Below are 16,766 nucleotides of genomic sequence, written 5' to 3'. Positions count from 1 at the left end.
AAATTGTGCGTGCGCAATGAAGTAATGCACAGAAGGAGTATTTATGGCTGGTAAGGCTTCACCTAGTGAACCATTGTGGGAGACAATTCTCCTGTTTGTGCCTAGAACTTTAGGAAAGTTAGTGCGCTCGTTTTTTGGTGTTGGAGAATACGATGAGGCATATCGCAGGGATGGTTTGTGCTTCGTTATGCTTGTTCTTGCGATTTTGTTCTGCGCATCAGAATGGTTTAGAGTTAGTGGATTTATTGGAGTAGGTCTCCATTTTGTGTCTTCTAGTTTGCTTGGAATTATGAGCGTTGTTCTGCCTGTGTGGTTAAGCGTTGTTGCTTTTAGGTTGATGCGTAACAGTGGAGCTGGCTCTGGTAATCCTCGTGTTATTAGCGGATTTATTATTCTATTGTTGTCTGTTTGCTCAATTCTTGATATTTCTTCTGCACCTCGCGGAAAAGCGTTTAATTTAGACACTGTACAGAAGTCAGGTGGGTTATTAGGATTTGTGCTCGGATCTCCGCTATCGTGGGGTCTTTCTCGTATTTTTGCAATTATTATTTTTGTAGTAGCTGCTATTTTTTCGATATTAATGATTGCTCACCTTCATGTAACTGATATAGCTCAAAGTGTTGTTACTATTTTTGCTAAATATAACAGTAAAAAGTCTTCTGAAGATTTAGGAAACTCTGAAGAAGATAATTCTGAAAGCAAAACCAATTCTTTGGAATTTGCAGATGGCGTGCCAACTCACAATGAAGAATCGTCTAAAAATAATAGCGGATCTTCTCAAATGTCTTCTGTATTGAAACTGTTTAAATCATTCTTTAAGCGTAAAAACAGCAATAATAATGGGGAATTGCTTGACGAATATGCTGGAGATGACGCATTTTCGCATGCTGCTTCTCACGGTAATAGTGCAGATAATCCTGAAAGAGTTGAACCTCGTAAAGCAAGAACTGTGAGCAGCTCTTCAGACAATAATGCTGCAAATAATTCTCAATTTGAAAATGCTGATAATAATTCGAGTCGACTTACACCTAGAAGTGTTTCATCTTCATCAAAGCCTGTTCCTGAAGAAATATTGCCAAAAGCTCCTATGAGTGATTCCTCTTTATCTGCAAGCGATCCGTGGTCAAGTATTCCAGCTGAACGTATGGATCAATATCGCAGGGATCAAGAAGATTCAGATGATGAAAATGCTGCCGGCAGTGAAAGTGGTGCTGGCAATAATAATGAGCCTTCTTTTGATTCTTCCTCTGAACCTTACAAGCTCCCTGATTTGAATCTTTTAGCTCATGGCAAGCCTCATGCTGCGAGAACTCCAGCAAACGATAACGTTATTCGCGCGTTAACTTCTACTTTCGAACAGTTTGACGTTGACGCTCACGTTATTGGATTCCTTAGAGGCCCATCTGTTACGCAGTACGAGGTTGAGCTTGGTCCTGGTGTAAAAGTTGAAAAAGTTACGAATTTGCAAAAAAATATTGCATACGCTGTAGCTAGTACGGATGTGCGTATTTTGTCGCCAATCCCAGGAAAGTCTGCTATTGGTATTGAAATTCCAAACGTCGACCGCGAAATTGTGCATTTGGGAGATGTTCTGCGCTCGCAAAAAGCTATGAATGACCCTAATCCTATGCTTACAGGCGTTGGAAAAGATGTTGAAGGTCATTTCGTAACGGCAGCTCTCGATAAAATGCCGCATTTGCTTGTTGCTGGTGCTACTGGTTCTGGTAAGTCGAGTTTCATTAATTCAATGCTTACTTCGATTATTATGAGAGCAACTCCTGAACAAGTTCGCATGATTATGGTCGATCCTAAGCGCGTGGAGCTTTCTGCTTATGCTGGCATTCCGCATTTGCTTACTCCGATTATTACAGATCCTAAGAAGGCTGCGCAGGCTCTTGAATGGGTTGTTAAAGAGATGGATGCTCGTTACGATGACTTGCAATTCTTTGGTTTCCGTCATGTTAAAGATTTCAACAAGGCTGTTCGTGAAGGAAAGGTTCATGCTCCGGCTGGATCTGAGCGAAAAGTTGCTCCATACCCGTATTTACTTGTGGTTGTAGATGAGATGGCTGATTTGATGATGGTTGCTAAGAACGATGTGGAAAGTTCTATTCAGCGTATTACTCAGCTTGCTCGAGCTGCAGGTGTGCATTTAGTTCTCGCTACTCAGCGTCCATCTGTTGATGTTGTAACAGGCCTGATTAAAGCAAATATTCCTTCTCGCTTGGCTTTTGCTACTTCATCTGCAACGGATTCCAGGGTTATTCTCGATACTGTTGGTGCGGAAACTTTGATTGGTCAAGGTGACGCTTTGTTCCTTCCAATGGGTGCTGCTAAGCCTCAGCGTGTGCAGGGTTCGTGGGTGAGTGAATCTGAAATTCGTAAGGCTGTTGAGTATGTTCGCACGCAGCGCAAGCCAAAGTATCGTGAAGATATTGAGCAAATGGCTCAAAAAGCTGATGCTCAAGCTCAAAGCAAGCTTAAAACTAGCGATATTGGCGACGATATGGATGAGTTGCTTCAGGCTGCAGAGCTTGTTGTTAGCTCGCAATTTGGCTCTACTTCAATGCTTCAGCGCAAGTTGCGCGTTGGCTTTGCAAAGGCAGGTCGATTGATGGATTTGCTTGAATCTCGAGGAGTAGTGGGACCTTCTGAAGGTTCTAAAGCTCGCGAAGTTTTGGTTCAGCCGGAAGATTTGCCAAAAGTTTTGGCTTTTATTCGTGGTGAGTCAGATTCGTTATAAGATATTGTATTGTTATGTGCAGTACCAAGTTGTGTGATGTGCTAGAAGTTTTTACTTTGCAGTAGAATGAAGGTTATGTGTATGAAGAAAAAAGCTAAGTCATCATTTTTTGTTGGCTGGAATTATGCTCCGAATATTGTGACTTATATCCGTATTTTGCTTTCGCTTGTTTTTATTGTTTTATATTTGAAAGCAGGTATATGGGGTTTTGATTCAGTTTCGTTGCGTTGGGCTGCGTTTGTGCTGTTTGTTGTAGCTGCTTCTACGGATAAGCTTGACGGGTGGATGGCTCGTAAATATCATAAGGTTACAGAATTAGGTAAGTTGCTTGATCCAATTGCGGATAAAATTCTTATTTTAGCTGCGCTTATTATTGCTTCTGTTTTCGGCGAAATTTATTGGTGGATAACCATCTTGTTCATGATTCGCGAAATTGCCATTACTCTTGTGCGAATTTATGTTGTTCATGTTCGTGGAAGGGTAATTGCTGCATCCTCTGCAGGAAAATATAAGACTCTTACGCAGTCGATTGGTATTGCAATGATTATTGCACCTCTTGTTGCAACTCTTCATGCTAATCCATTGCCTTCTTGGATGGTTTCTTACTATGCAGTTGCTTTCGGCTTGCTTGGTATTTCTTTGGGCTTTGCTTTCTATTCTGCAGTTTTGTATGTCTATAGTGCTTTCTTTGAGGGTTCTTCAAATAGCGAATCTCAAGTTGATGATGCAAAAAATGCAGTGCCTTTGTCTCCTGTGAAGTAAATAAAATATAACGAGTTAAACTTCTTGTTTGTAGCTTACGGTTTTTCATAGATTATCCCTAAAGGGTTTATGTTTTGGAAAATCGTAAGCTACAATCATATCGAGCGTATTATGAATAATTCTTCAGGTTTTAATACAGTTTCTTTAGCTGCGAATCTATTGGAAAAAAGTTTTATTAAAGGAATGCATATTGCTTCAGCAGAGTCATTAACTGGCGGGCTTTTGGCTGATGCTTTTGTTTCTGTTCCTGGTGCGTCACGAGTTTTTTGTGGATCTGCTGTCACTTATGATATTCATGCTAAATCCAAAATTCTTGGCGTAAATTCTAATCTTTTACAATCTGAAGGCGCGGTTTACCAGGATGTTGCTTTTCAAATGGCGATTGGAGCTGCTCAAATATATCGTGGCAGTGGATGGGCGTATGAGGAAGATTGTGAGTGTTGTGCAAATTTTCCTATTATTGGCTTGTCTACAACTGGTGTTGCAGGTCCTGGTCCTGATGGTAATAAACCAGCAGGTTTAGTTTATGTTGGAATATTTTTGCCTCAAGTTAGTGATGTTATGGATTCTGTTAAAGATGTAGCTCGTAAAGAACTTGAAAATGGCTGTGTGAGTAACGTCTATGATTATGATTTTGCTCAAATCGAAAGTCAAAGCGTAACTAAAATTGCGCCATCAAGTGCTGCTTTTGTTTTTGAATTGAGATTATCTGGCAGTCGTCAAGAAGTTCGCGAATCTACTGTATTTCAGTTATTGAGAATAGCCAATGACTTGATTGCTTATGTCGAAGATTGTAAGTAGTTGGGGTGTAATCAAGACACGCGCTATCGAACAAATGTTCGCATATGTAGTATACTTATGTTTGTCGAGATGATTTAAGCTGAGTTAAGTGTTTAAGTGCTTGGATTAAATGTTTTATCCACATTGCACAAAAATGCTTGTACTTGAATCTAGTATGGAACTAAGGTCGTTCGATACATAACGGCATGCGAAAGGAGTAGCATACATGGCGCAAACAAAAAGTAAAGGCAGTGTTAATCGCCTTATTGATGCGGATAAAACAGATCCACGTCGCCAAGCAGCGTTAGAAACTGCTTTAGCCAATGTTGAACGACAATATGGAAAAGGTTCTGCAATGCGCTTAGGTGATAGACCTATGCAAGATGTAGAAGTTATTCCTACTGGTTCATTAGCGTTGGACACTGCTTTGGGGATTGGCGGTGTTCCTAGAGGGCGAATAGTTGAAGTCTACGGTCCTGAGTCTTCTGGTAAAACAACTCTTGCTTTGCATATTGTTGCAAATGCTCAAAAAAATGGTGGGGTAGCGGCATTTATTGATGCTGAGCATGCGTTGGATCCTGTCTATGCGCGAAAGCTTGGAGTAGACACGGATGCTCTTATTGTTTCTCAGCCAGATAATGGTGAGCAGGCATTGGAAATTGCTGATATGCTTATTCGTTCTGGTGCGTTAGATGTTATTGTTGTTGATTCTGTAGCGGCATTAGTTCCTAAAGCTGAAATCGATGGCGATATGGGAGATAGTCATGTGGGCTTACAAGCTCGCTTAATGAGTCAGGCGTTGCGTAAGATGACTGGTGCTCTTTCACAAGCTGGCACTACTGCTATTTTTATTAATCAGCTTCGTGAAAAAATTGGCGTATTCTTCGGTAATCCTGAAACTACCACTGGTGGTAAAGCTTTGAAGTTCTATGCGTCTGTGCGTATGGATATTCGCAGAGTTTCTACTATTAAAGAGGGCGAAGAAGCTGTTGGCAACCGAACTAAAGTTAAGATTGTCAAGAATAAAATGGCTCCGCCTTTCAAAACTGCTGAGTTTGATGTTCTTTACGGAGAAGGTATCTCGACTGAAGGTTCTGTTATCGATATGGGGCTGCAAGCTGAAGTTATTAAGAAATCTGGTTCTTGGTTTACTTATGAAGGTGAGCAGCTTGGACAAGGTCGTGAAAACGTCCGTAAATTCTTGAAAGATAATCCAGCTATTACTGAAGAAATTAGCGAAAAAGTCAAAGCTTCGTTAGGTTTAATGCATCCTGAAGATCAATTCGCTGAAGATTCTGAACTAGATCAATTCGATGATGATTCTGTAGCTAAAAATTCTGCACAAAAGTCATCCGAATCGAAGTAATAATAAGATTACAGTGTAAAGCGAATGCAATATGCCTATTAGTGTAGAGAATTTTCTTCGCGATCATCCAGTAGAGCGTGCTGAAGAAAATGACGAAAGTAATAGTGTAGTGACACATACTCGCAAAAAAATATCGCATAAGTCAGTACTTTTAAGCGCAAAAAATAATACAAAAAACATGCCGTATGTAAAAAACGCTAAAGTAAGTGATTTAAGCGACGAACTTTGCAATAGTAGTGAAGATGATTGCAGGGAAGCTGCTTTAAGGCTTTTAGATTATGCTCCTCGCTCTGTGATGAACATGCGCAAAAGGCTTAAAGAAAAAGGTTACACGGAAGTTGCTGTTGACGCGGTTATTCATCGTTTGCTTGAATTGCATCTTCTTGATGACAATCAATACGCTCAAATGGTGATTCGCTCTTGCGCAGTGAGGCTTCTTGGTGCTAGAGCTACTCGAATGGAATTGCAGCGTAAAAATGTTGATCCTGCTGTTATTTCACAAAACGTAGCTTCTGCTCAAAACTCTGGAGTATTCACTGAAGCAGCGTGGGAACTCGGTCGCAAAACAGCTTCGCGCACGAGAAATCTTGAGCCTTTAGTTCGAAGACGAAGATTTTTCGCAGCAGCTGCAAGAAAAGGTCATGATTTAAACGTTATTAACGAAGTGTATGCAGCTTTATTCGAAAGTAATAACGAATGAATAGTAAAAGAGGCTGGATTATACAAGTAAACCAGCCTCTTTCGCTTAAAACTTTATGATTATTTTGCGAAATTATGCGCTTGAGCTAAAACATACTCAGGCATATCTTCAACATTAATAACATCATTAAAGCGTGGAGTTTTATTTTCAAGATTTCTAAGCATGCTTGGAGCTTTAGTTCCTGTAGCTTTACTAAGAGCGTCCATGCATTTGAAATCATTCATATCTTGCACATGCTCAATATTCAAAGCTTCAGCAACAACGCGAGGGAATTTGTATGGGCTTGCAGTGCTTAGCAATACTCTAGGTGTGCTTTCGTCATGTGGAATATTTTGCATAACGAAGAATCCGCAAGCAGTATGTGGGTCGATCACATACTTGTACTTGTTCCAGCAGTCATAAATAGCTTCGCGAATTTGATCTTCATTTGCCCAACCGCAGCCAAACAGTGAGCGAATCTTTGCAAGCACATTTTCTGGAATCTCAAAAGCGCCCCACTGCTGTAAATCGTTCATAAGCATTTGTATTAAACGCGTGTCTTTATCGCACATGTAATAAAGCATTCGTTCCAAATTAGAAGAAACCAAAATATCCATAGAAGGAGCAACAGTGTGATGGAATGAGCGCTGACGGTTATAAGTGCCGCTTACCAAAAAATCAAACAAAACATTATTGCTATTGCTTGCAACAATAAGATGTTTTACAGGAAGACCAAGCATTTTTGCGTAATATCCAGCAAGAATATCGCCAAAATTGCCGGTTGGTACGCAAAACTCAACTTCGTCTCCAAGAGCTATTGCTTTACGCTCAACAAGTTGCTTATAAGCCGCAAAATAGTACACGACTTGCGGCACGAGTCGTCCAACATTTATTGAATTAGCAGAAGACAATTCAGTATTCGCAGATTCTTCAATATTTTTATTAAGCTCACTATTGGTGAAAATCTGTTTTACGCCAGTTTGAGCATCGTCAAAATTGCCTCGAACTGCGCAAACTTTCACATTTTCGCCCACCTGCGTAGTCATTTGCAATTCTTGAACGCGGCTAACTTTTCCTTCTGGATAAAAAGTAACCATAGAAGTGCCTGGAACATCAGCAAAACCAGCCAAAGCAGCTTTACCTGTATCTCCAGAAGTTGCAGTTAGAATCATAACGCTTTTTTCAATATCAGATTCGTTTTCGTGTTGAGTTTTAGTGCGAGACATTAATTGTGGCAACATTTGCAAAGCAACGTCTTTAAACGCGCATGTAGGACCATGGAAAAGTTCCATCACAAAATCGCGAGTGTTTCCAAGCTGCTGGAGTGGAGTAATAGCGTTATTAGCCCATTGATTGCCGTATGCCAGTTTAATGCAAGAAGAAAGCTCTTCTGAAGTATAATCTGGCAGTAACAGTTGTAAAATATCTTGCGCAATTTCTTGATACGATTTGCCTTGCAATTTAGAAATATCGTAACGCTCGCTACCAAGGCTATCGGCTACAAATAATCCGCCATCTTCAGCAATTCCTTTACGTATTGCTTCTTTTGAAGTGCATGTTGGCTTAAGCGAACGAGTGCTATGGAAAATAGTTGTATCTGATGCCATAATAACTCCGTAACCGTCTGTTTATAGAGAATATTTTTTACTTACATAGATTATTTATGTAAATTATTTACACAACTTATATCAAATTATGGTACCTGAAGTGCTGGGCGAATGGGCGTGTGCTAATCTCATATGTATAAATGCTTTTGTTTTACTATTAATTAATTGGCGATTAGGCAAATAATCTATAGGGGGGAAACGTTGTCTGTTGATGATTTAGTGAATGCTCGTGCGGATTGTGCGCGCAAAGCGTGGCGTAATTTTGCTCATGCAGACACTCGCGCAAAAAATGCGCTTCTCGAAAAAATGGCAGATGCCTTAGAATCTTCAGCTTCAAATATTGCTGAGGCTAACAAAAAAGATCTTAAAGAAGCTGAAGCTAAAGGAATGGATGCTGGAAAGCTCGACAGGCTTAAATTTGACGAAGAGCGAATCCAAGCTTCTGCAAAAAGCGTGCGAAAAATTGCACAATTGCAAGATCCTGTAGGAGAGGTTGTTCGCGGATACACTCTTCCTAATGGCATTAAACTTTCGCAAATTCGAGTTCCAATGGGCGTTATGGGAATGATTTACGAAGCTCGTCCAAACGTAACTATTGATGTAGCTGCTTTGTGTATTAAATCTGGAAATGCTGCGATTTTGCGTGGTGGAAGCGCGGCTCTCCATACGAATCAGGCGAGTATTGAAGTTATACAATCGGTTCTTAAAAATTCTAACTTTAGTGCTGATTTGATTCAGTCTGTTGATGATTTAGGAAGAGACGGAGCTACGTCAATGATGCATGCTCACGGTCATATTGATGTGCTTGTGCCTAGAGGTAGCGCAAATCTTATTGCAGCAGTTGTTCAAGAATCTACGGTCCCTGTTATTGAGACTGGAGCTGGAAACGTACATATTTATGTAGATAAAAGCGCTGATATTAAAAAAGCTATACCTATTATTATTAATGCAAAAACGCAACGAGTGGGCGTGTGCAATACTGCTGAAAAATTATTAGTGCATAAAGCTGTTGCGCAAGAATTTTTGCCAAAAATCGCTGCTGCTTTAGCTGAGCATAATGTAATTTTACATGCAGACGATAAATCTTACGATATTTTGCAATCCGCTAATATTCAAAGATTGCAGCTTGAGTGTGCCACTGAGGAAGATTGGAAGCGAGAATATTTGTCGCTGAATATGGGTGTGAAAGTTGTAGATGATTATACTGATGCAGCTTCTCATATTGCGAAATATTCTACTGGCCATACTGAAACCATTATTGCTGAAGATTATTCAACTATTCAAAGTTTTATTGCAAGTGTTGATTCCGCTGTAGTTATGGTAAATGCTTCAACGCGCTTTACGGATGGTGGCGAATTTGGTTTCGGCGCAGAACTTGGTATTTCTACGCAAAAATTGCATGCGAGAGGCCCTATGGGTTTGCTTGAAATGACAACAACCAAATGGATCGGCTACGGAGATGGGCAGATACGCGAGTAGTACTGGTTTTAATAGTTACGTGGCGGTAAGGTAAGAGTATGCCTAATAATGACGTGAATTTGAGTACAGCTGAAGCGCTTGATATTGCTGCTGAACGTTTGTCCATTGTGCGATATGTTTTTTTGGTGCAAATTGAAGATGGTATTGCTTCTGCATTGCAACGTTCATCGCTTGAGTATGCTGACGCAGTGTTGATGGGCTGGCCAGATTCTGATTCGAATGATGTGACTATTCCTGATGAAACTTCGTTTAATAATGTTCTTAAAAATGTTCGCAATATGGAAAAGAATATTATTAAGTTTAGCGAATTAGAACGTGATCATGATATTGATGGCATGACATCCATGCTTGCTAAAATTTCGGAATCTGTAGCGAAAATTCGTGGTGCATATCAACCAGATTTCCCTCTTCCAACTTTTGCCGAAATCCAGCGTGTCGTAAAAGATGAGTGGGATGAAGAAATGGGCAATATTAATCCGGATAGCGCAAATGTTGCATCTGGGTTAGTGAATGAAACTCAAGTGGAAGACAAGGAATCTGAAGCGAATGAGTCCTGAAATTCACGAAGATGCAGAACGTCGCATGTCTGACCTATTTCATGGCGCGTTTACTGGTAAAGAAGCGGCTCCTCCTGCGGTTGTGAATTCAGTTCATAAACGTACTTCTGCTCGTGGCAATGTGCATGAACGTCAGCGCATTGGAATTATGGGCGGCACATTCGATCCAATACACAATGGCCACTTGGTTGCTGCTTCAGAAGTTGCTTGGGTTTATGATCTTGACGAAGTTATTTTCGTTCCTACCGGTAGGCCTGTTTTTAAGCTTGATAAAAAAGTTACGAATGCAGAAGATCGTTATTTAATGACTGTTATTGCAACAGCATCAAATCCAAAGTTCACTGTTTCTAGGGTTGATATTGATCGCCCTGGAGTTACTTATACTATTGATACTTTGAAAGATATTCACGCGCAGCATCCGGATGCTGAGCTTTTCTTTATTACTGGAGCTGACGCTATTGCTGAAATAATGCAATGGAAAAATGCGCGCGAAATGTGGAATTTGGCTCGATTTGTGGCTGTTACTCGTCCTGGCTATTCGAGACCAGAAAAGCTAGCAGATTCTAATTCTCCGTTAATGCCTCGCCAAATGCATACGAATGATACTGGTATTGCGGCGAATCGTGACGATATGGTTCATTGTGATTCTACGCATTTGCCGGTTGATATTTTAGAGATTCCAGCGTTGTCTATTTCTTCTACTGATGTTCGTCGTCGAGCTGAGCATGGTGAGCCGGTGTGGTATTTAGTTCCAGATGGAGTAGTTCAATACATAGTTAAGCATGGTTTATATCGTGCGTAATTATTGATTTTGTAGGCTTGTCGTTTATCGTCTGTGCAAAAAGTTAGTATTGATTATGTTCATTTCGCGAATTAAAGCGAACTAATGTTTGGAGATATGGTGAGCATCGTCCTTGAAGGAAAGCCAGATAAAAACCTTGTTCTCGTTACCGGTCGCGCACATCCGAAGCTTGCTCGTGATGTAGCTGATCAGCTTGGAATTGATGTACTTGAAACTACGGCATACGATTTTGCTAATGGTGAAATGTATGTTCGCTATACGCAATCTGTGCGTGGTACAGATGTATTCGTGCTTCAAAGCCACAGTGATCCTGTTAACAAGTCCATTATGGAACAGTTAATTATGATTGACGCTTTGAAGAGGGCTTCTGCTCGTTCAATTACTGCAGTATGCCCGTTGCTTGGTTATTCTCGACAAGATAAAAAGCATCGCGGTCGCGAACCTATTTCTTGCCGCTTGATGTTTGATTTGCTAAAGACTGCTGGTGCTGATCGCATTATGAGCGTCGATTTGCATGCAGCTCAGTCTCAAGGATTCTTCGACGGTCCTGTTGATCACTTGATTGCTATGCCAGTTTTGGTTGATTACGTACGTGATCGTTTCCGCGATGATCTTGCAAACGTAACTGTTGTGTCTCCTGATGCTGGTCGTATTCGCGTAGCAGAACAGTGGGCTCAGCGCTTAGGTGGCGGTCCTTTGGCTTTTGTGCACAAAACTCGCGATATCACTTGCCCTAATAAGACGGTTGCAAATCGCGTCGTTGGTGACGTTGCTGGACGCGATTGCGTTATGGTTGACGACTTGATCGATACTGCAGGAACTATTGCAGGAGCTTGCAATGTGTTGAAGGAAGCTGGAGCTAAGTCTGTTACAGTTGTTGCAACTCACGGCGTGCTTTCTGGTCCCGCAGTCGAGCGTTTGAAGTCTTGTGGTGCTAGGGAAGTTGTTTTGACTGATACTGTGCCAATTCCAGAAGAGAAGCGTTGGGATGGTTTGACTGTTCTTTCAATTGCTCCGCTTCTTGCAAGCGCTATTAAAGCAGTGTTTGAGGATGGTTCGGTTGCTAAGCTTTTCGACACTTATCCTGAGCATCACGGACAAGGATTCTTATTTGCTTAAGTATTGATTTCGTACGGTTTGCTTTTCGGCACGCCAATTTGACGTTTTTCGATATTATGGCATAATAGTGACTTGGCGGTTTTTCCGCCGTTCCCTCATGGTGTAATGGCAGCACACGGGTCTTTGGAACCCTTTGTCTTGGTTCGAATCCAGGTGAGGGAGCTTACTTGAAGCGCTACTCGTTGAATCGAGTGGCGTTTTTTGTTTTGAACGCTGCTAATAAGTAATAGAATTACATACAGCGAAATTTATTAAAATAGTATAAGGAGCGTATGCGTGGAAAAGCATGATGTAACTGCGGCAATAATTTTGGCAGCAGGCGATGGGACGCGTATGCGTTCAGAAACTCCGAAAGTACTACATCCATTTGCTGGTAAAACATTTCTCAATCGTGTTATGGATGCCATGAATGGCGTAAATCCTAAAAAACTAGCTGTAGTTGTGCATGCTCAAGCTGAACGCGTAGCTGCTGCTGCTATTAGCTATAACGAAAATGTGCATATTGTAAATCAGGACGAAACTCCTGGAACCGGCAGAGCAGTGCAATGTGCTATTAAAGATCTTAACGAAATTGCTAAAAACGAAACTGGTGAAGCATTAAAAGGAGCTGTGCTGATTGCCGCAAGCGATATGCCGCTACTTGATACGCAAACTTTGCAGTCTTTAGTTGATTTTCACAATAATAATAACAATGTGGCAACAGTTCTTACAGCAGTATTAGACGATGCAACTGGATACGGTCGTATTGTGCGCGAAGCAAACGGTGACGTTTTGCGTATTGTTGAGCATAAGGATGCAAATGCTGGAGAGCTTGCTATTCATGAAGTGAACACTTCTGTATATGTATTCGATGCGACTGTATTATGTGACGCAATTGCAGATCTTAACTCTCAAAATGCTCAAGGTGAGTTCTATTTGACTGATGCTTTGGAACATGCTCGAAAGTTTGGTCATGTTGGTGCAATGTCTGCTCCAGATCCGCTTACTGTAGAGGGCGTAAATAATCGTGTGCAATTAGCTGCGCTCGCAAAAGCACATAATAAGCGTGTGTGCGAAAAATGGATGCTTGAAGGTGTAACTATTCTTGACCCTGATACTACTTGGATTGAAGATAGTGTTACGCTCGCACAAGATGTTACTGTGCTTCCTGGATGCTTCCTTCAAGGTCGTACTACGGTTGCAAGTGGTGCTGTAGTTGGTCCTTACACGACTCTTATTGATGCGCAAATTGATGAGGATGCTGTGGTTGAACGTTCGCGCGTACAGGAATCGCATATTTGTAGAGCTGCAAACATTGGTCCTTGGACGTATTTGCGTGCAGGAAACGTACTTGGTGAGGAAAGTAAGGCAGGAGCTTTCGTAGAAATGAAGAAAGCTCATATTGGAAATGGCACTAAAGTACCTCATTTAAGCTATATTGGCGATGCTGATTTGGGTGAGCATACGAATATTGGCGGCGGTACGATTACTGCAAATTATGACGGAGTGCATAAGAATCATACTACGATTGGTTCTGGTGCTCACGTCGGTGCAGGAAACCTGTTTGTAGCACCGGTTACTGTGGGAGATGATGTTACTACCGGCGCTGGATCGGTGGTACGTCACGATGTTCCGGCTGATTCTATGGTGTACTCTGAAAATACTCAGCATGTAGTCGAAAATTGGAAGCCAGCTTGGGAACGCTAAAAAGCGTTTGTTGGAGAATTAAGGAGTAGTAACGTTATGACAGCTTTAGAAAGCTCAATTAGTGCAATTCGTATTGCTGCCGCTGCTGCAGACCGTTTGAAAGCAACGAACGAGCAGGCTTTTGATGTAAGCGATTTGCTTGGTATTACGGATGCTATGTTAGTTGTTTCTGCTTCAAACGAGCGTCAAGTATTGGCTGTTGCAGAAGAAATCGAAAAAGACTTGTACTTGAAAGACAACAAGCGCAAGGCTTTATCTCGTGAAGGCTTGGAATTAGCACAGTGGATTTTGCTTGATTTTGGCGATTTTGTGGTTCATGTAATGCATGAGGAAGCACGAGCATTTTACCGCTTGGAACGCCTGTGGAATGATTGCCCAGCAATCGATTTGCAACTGCCAGAGCATGCTAGCGAAACTGGAGATGCTATCGAAACTGAAGATTCTAGCAAAACTGAATAATAAGAAGAAAGTACGGTACGAACCATGGTTGATTTCGTAGAAAATGTTGCGAGTAACGTAAATAATTCCATTAATAGTGCGCACGAAGGAATTGCTCGCTCTGTTATGCTTATTCGCCACGGTCAAACTCCGTATAATGCACAGTTCCGTTTGCAAGGCATGATTGATATTGCTTTGGATGAGTCTGGAATGGATCAGGTAACTCGCTCTGGAAAAGCTTTGCGCGTGCTTTTTGGTGCTTCTGACTTAGAAGATCCAAAGGATCCGAACAGCGCTGAGCATGTGCGCATTACAGCGGAAGAAGCGGACGCGAGTTTTGTGGCGATTGCTTCTCCGCTTATTCGCGCGCAGCAGACAGCTCATGCTTTTGCAGATAAGATTGGGCTTCATGTGCAAGTTGAAAATGGTGTGCGCGAGCGTTTCTTTGGCGAGTGGGAAGGTTTGAATCGCCAGCAGATTAGCGAACAGTGGCCGGAAGATTTCAAAGCTTGGGTCGAAGGTAAAGGCGGGGAGCTTCGTCATGGTGCTGAAGCTAAGCAGGAAGTAGGAGAGCGCGCTGCTACTGCAGTAGAAGATTGGACTCGCAAAACTGGCGCAGACCGCGATTTGCTAGTGTTTTCGCATGGCTCTTGCCTTTCGCAAACTGTTCATAAGCTGCTTGGATTAGATAAAGTAGATCCTTCTTACAAAACGATTGGTGGCATGGGAAATGGTCGCTGGGCGCGCTTAATTCCAAGTCTTAACGCGGATGGTTCGATTCATTGGCGTTTGGATGCTTATGATCAAGGTCCTGCAGCTGACCCTACAAGCCAGCGTCTTATTCGCATTTGGGGAGCGGCTTAATCTGCGTAATATCTCCTTTTTACCGCTTAATTACCGAAAGCTACCGTTTAGCGATTTTGTAAAGACAGACTATTTACAGTGCCGTATAGTCAAAATTACAAAACAAAAAGCTAACAAACGCTAACAGTAGTGCACGGAAAGGAGGCTTGATGAAAGTAACTATTGCTATTGTTCCGCCTGAGGAAGAGCAGTCAGTTCAGTTGTCAATTCACAATATTGACGATGAGCTTAAGCGCATTATCGCTCAGTTACAAAGCATTGACTCAAATGATGCAAATGTAAGAAGTGCTGAAAATAATACTGAAATTAATACTTCAGATAAATTAAGCAATAATAATCCATTCATATACGGTTATATTAACGATTCGATTATTGTTATGCACGAGCCGGATGTGATTATGATTTGCGTTGAAAATTCGCGCGTAATCATTCACAGTGATAAAGGTGAGTGCGTTTCTTACAAGCGCCTAATGGATTTCGACAATCCGCAATTCGCGTCGTTTGTGCGCATATCTAAATCCGCAATCGTGAACTTGAATCGCATTGTTCGAGTCGATCCAGGATTCGGCGGAAGTATGAGCGTAAAAATGGACGACGGAAGCGTTGAGTGGATTAGTCGCAGATGCTTAGCAGGGTTCAAAAAGCGCTTAGGAATGTAGTTTTAAGCGTAGTCGAATATAAAACTATCAAAATTTTTTAATACTAATTTTTAATACAAGATTTTAATACTTAAAAAGGAAACGATTATTATGGAAAAGCAAGTTACAACTTTTGGTAAAACAATGGTAAAAAACATTGTTAATGGCATTGGCATAGGGTGCACTATTTTTACTGCAATCAGTTTTGTGTCGAGCTTGTTAGCAAATACTGCGGTTGGAAACAGAATTGCATCTTATGCTGTAGCAACGTTTGTTATAGGCATAAGCTATGGAGTATTCGCTATTTTTTGGTCGAATGAGCGTATGTCAAATCTTGCAAAGTTCGTTTTTGCACTAGTACCACCAATTGCTATTCAATTTATTGTATCGGTGATTGTTGGGTGGATTTCGTTCAAAGATGAGCCAGCTGTGATTTGCGGATGGATTGCGTTCACTGTTATTTTCCCGATTGCGATTGCTGCAATAATTTATTACTTCGAGAAGAAGAAAGCGGAAGAAATGAACACTAGACTGCAAGCATTGCGTAAAGAAAGCAAGTAAAATAGTTACAACTAAATAATCAAGTAAAGAATTGAGTGGTGTTCATCTTCGCCGTTGAGGACGAACGCCACTCGATATTGTATGACGCCTACTATAGACGTACTAATTCGGCGTTTTGCGCTCCGACCTGCTTTCGCGCTCAGAGCGTAGCGAGCGCGTTAACCGAGCGAGCGTCCTTCGTTCAGTGCGAAAAATCTCAAATCTCTACCACACTAATATCCACACGACTGAATAACTATGCACTAATCTTTTGCAATAGTTTTGCCGGCAGTAGCTCCAGAAGTCAAGTCCTGAATCTCAGTGATTTCCATAACTGGAACTGCAGCCGGCTTCTTCGTACCTTTTTCTTCAGCCACACGCACTTGCTCTTCGTAAATCGCGTCATCAGTGTGAAGGGTAACGGTTCCGCGGAAGCGATAGCCCTTCTTTTCTGCCAAATTAGCAACTGCTACAACCAGCTGGCTGCCGTCTTGCAAGTTCTTATAATGCTGACCTGCAGTGCGCTCGTGGTAGGCAAGGTGGTTGTCGTCGAGTACGAACATAGACATTTTTGGTCCCAAATCAAGCTCGCCATCTTTGCTCACTGTTGCAATCCAAGCCAAATTATTCGCAATAAATTCTTTCATATCTGCGCTAAGAGTTGCCATAATATTCCTTTCCTAACAAGATTGCGCACTTTCTTCGT

16 protein-coding genes and 1 tRNA gene are annotated in these 16,766 nt (G+C 41.6%); 15 read left to right on the top strand and 2 right to left on the bottom strand.

Features of this window, described 5'->3' with window-relative positions; genetic code table 11:
* Positions 1-43: 43 nt before the first annotated feature.
* The 5 genes from HXT37_RS05280 (at position 44) to HXT37_RS05260 (ending at position 6,351) form a co-directional block, all read left to right on the top strand.
* A complete protein-coding gene (locus HXT37_RS05280; protein ID WP_076002944.1) occupies positions 44-2,743 on the top strand; it encodes a DNA translocase FtsK in 2,700 nt (899 codons plus the stop codon).
* Between the two features lie 81 nt (positions 2,744-2,824).
* Entirely contained in the window at positions 2,825-3,505 is a 681-nt protein-coding gene (gene pgsA, locus HXT37_RS05275) for a CDP-diacylglycerol--glycerol-3-phosphate 3-phosphatidyltransferase (protein WP_165845962.1), read from the top strand.
* 111 nt (positions 3,506-3,616) lie between these two features.
* A complete protein-coding gene (locus HXT37_RS05270; RefSeq protein WP_076002942.1) occupies positions 3,617-4,306 on the top strand; it encodes a CinA family protein in 690 nt (229 codons plus the stop codon).
* 205 nt (positions 4,307-4,511) lie between these two features.
* Positions 4,512-5,651 carry a recombinase RecA gene (gene recA, locus HXT37_RS05265; RefSeq protein WP_076002941.1) on the top strand — a complete coding sequence of 380 codons (1,140 nt, stop codon included), beginning with the start codon at positions 4,512-4,514 and terminating at the stop codon, positions 5,649-5,651.
* A 31-nt stretch (positions 5,652-5,682) separates the two neighbouring features.
* Positions 5,683-6,351: a regulatory protein RecX gene (locus HXT37_RS05260; protein ID WP_102703180.1), complete on the top strand. Its 669-nt coding sequence runs from the start codon at positions 5,683-5,685 to the stop codon at positions 6,349-6,351.
* 59 nt (positions 6,352-6,410) lie between these two features.
* Here the strand turns inward: HXT37_RS05260 and thrC are convergent, their stop codons facing one another.
* The gene (gene thrC / locus HXT37_RS05255; protein ID WP_102703179.1) at positions 6,411-7,937 is read right to left on the bottom strand and encodes a threonine synthase; all 1,527 of its coding nucleotides are present in this window, start codon (positions 7,935-7,937) and stop codon (positions 6,411-6,413) included.
* Positions 7,938-8,138: 201 nt separating this feature from the next.
* Here thrC and HXT37_RS05250 point away from each other — a divergent pair, with 201 nt between their 5' ends.
* The 10 genes from HXT37_RS05250 (at position 8,139) to HXT37_RS05205 (ending at position 16,081) form a co-directional block, all read left to right on the top strand.
* On the top strand, positions 8,139-9,416 hold the full coding sequence (locus HXT37_RS05250) for a glutamate-5-semialdehyde dehydrogenase (RefSeq protein WP_103013846.1): 1,278 nt from the start codon (positions 8,139-8,141) through the stop codon (positions 9,414-9,416).
* A gap of 38 nt (positions 9,417-9,454) precedes the next feature.
* A complete protein-coding gene (locus HXT37_RS05245; RefSeq protein ID WP_102703177.1) occupies positions 9,455-9,973 on the top strand; it encodes a phosphoribosylglycinamide synthetase in 519 nt (172 codons plus the stop codon).
* On the top strand, positions 9,963-10,775 hold the full coding sequence (nadD, locus tag HXT37_RS05240; RefSeq protein WP_004108320.1) for a nicotinate-nucleotide adenylyltransferase: 813 nt from the start codon (positions 9,963-9,965) through the stop codon (positions 10,773-10,775). Before HXT37_RS05245 ends, nadD begins: the two co-directional genes overlap by 11 nt.
* A gap of 96 nt (positions 10,776-10,871) precedes the next feature.
* Positions 10,872-11,894 (top strand): ribose-phosphate diphosphokinase, encoded by a 1,023-nt coding sequence (locus tag HXT37_RS05235; RefSeq protein WP_032837849.1) that lies wholly within the window; start codon positions 10,872-10,874, stop codon positions 11,892-11,894.
* Between the two features lie 91 nt (positions 11,895-11,985).
* Positions 11,986-12,056, top strand: a tRNA-Gln gene (locus tag HXT37_RS05230).
* A 114-nt stretch (positions 12,057-12,170) separates the two neighbouring features.
* On the top strand, positions 12,171-13,580 hold the full coding sequence (gene glmU, locus HXT37_RS05225) for a bifunctional UDP-N-acetylglucosamine diphosphorylase/glucosamine-1-phosphate N-acetyltransferase GlmU (RefSeq protein ID WP_102703176.1): 1,410 nt from the start codon (positions 12,171-12,173) through the stop codon (positions 13,578-13,580).
* Positions 13,581-13,616: 36 nt separating this feature from the next.
* Positions 13,617-14,039 carry a ribosome silencing factor gene (gene rsfS, locus HXT37_RS05220; RefSeq protein ID WP_102703175.1) on the top strand — a complete coding sequence of 141 codons (423 nt, stop codon included), beginning with the start codon at positions 13,617-13,619 and terminating at the stop codon, positions 14,037-14,039.
* 24 nt (positions 14,040-14,063) lie between these two features.
* The gene (locus HXT37_RS05215; protein ID WP_064621533.1) at positions 14,064-14,882 is read left to right on the top strand and encodes a histidine phosphatase family protein; all 819 of its coding nucleotides are present in this window, start codon (positions 14,064-14,066) and stop codon (positions 14,880-14,882) included.
* A 149-nt stretch (positions 14,883-15,031) separates the two neighbouring features.
* The gene (locus HXT37_RS05210) at positions 15,032-15,541 is read left to right on the top strand and encodes a LytTR family DNA-binding domain-containing protein (protein ID WP_004108298.1); all 510 of its coding nucleotides are present in this window, start codon (positions 15,032-15,034) and stop codon (positions 15,539-15,541) included.
* A 90-nt stretch (positions 15,542-15,631) separates the two neighbouring features.
* Positions 15,632-16,081 carry a DUF3021 family protein gene (locus HXT37_RS05205; protein ID WP_004108296.1) on the top strand — a complete coding sequence of 150 codons (450 nt, stop codon included), beginning with the start codon at positions 15,632-15,634 and terminating at the stop codon, positions 16,079-16,081.
* A gap of 242 nt (positions 16,082-16,323) precedes the next feature.
* Here the strand turns inward: HXT37_RS05205 and HXT37_RS05200 are convergent, their stop codons facing one another.
* Positions 16,324-16,728: a pyridoxamine 5'-phosphate oxidase family protein gene (locus tag HXT37_RS05200; RefSeq protein WP_004106472.1), complete on the bottom strand. Its 405-nt coding sequence runs from the start codon at positions 16,726-16,728 to the stop codon at positions 16,324-16,326.
* Between the last annotated feature and the right edge of the window lie 38 nt (positions 16,729-16,766).

Source organism: Gardnerella sp. DNF01151 (genome assembly GCF_049244235.1).
In the GTDB taxonomy this organism is placed as follows: domain Bacteria; phylum Actinomycetota; class Actinomycetes; order Actinomycetales; family Bifidobacteriaceae; genus Bifidobacterium; species Bifidobacterium swidsinskii.
Note: the sequence above shows the minus strand (reverse complement) of the source record. Positions and strands in the feature narration are given on the sequence as shown.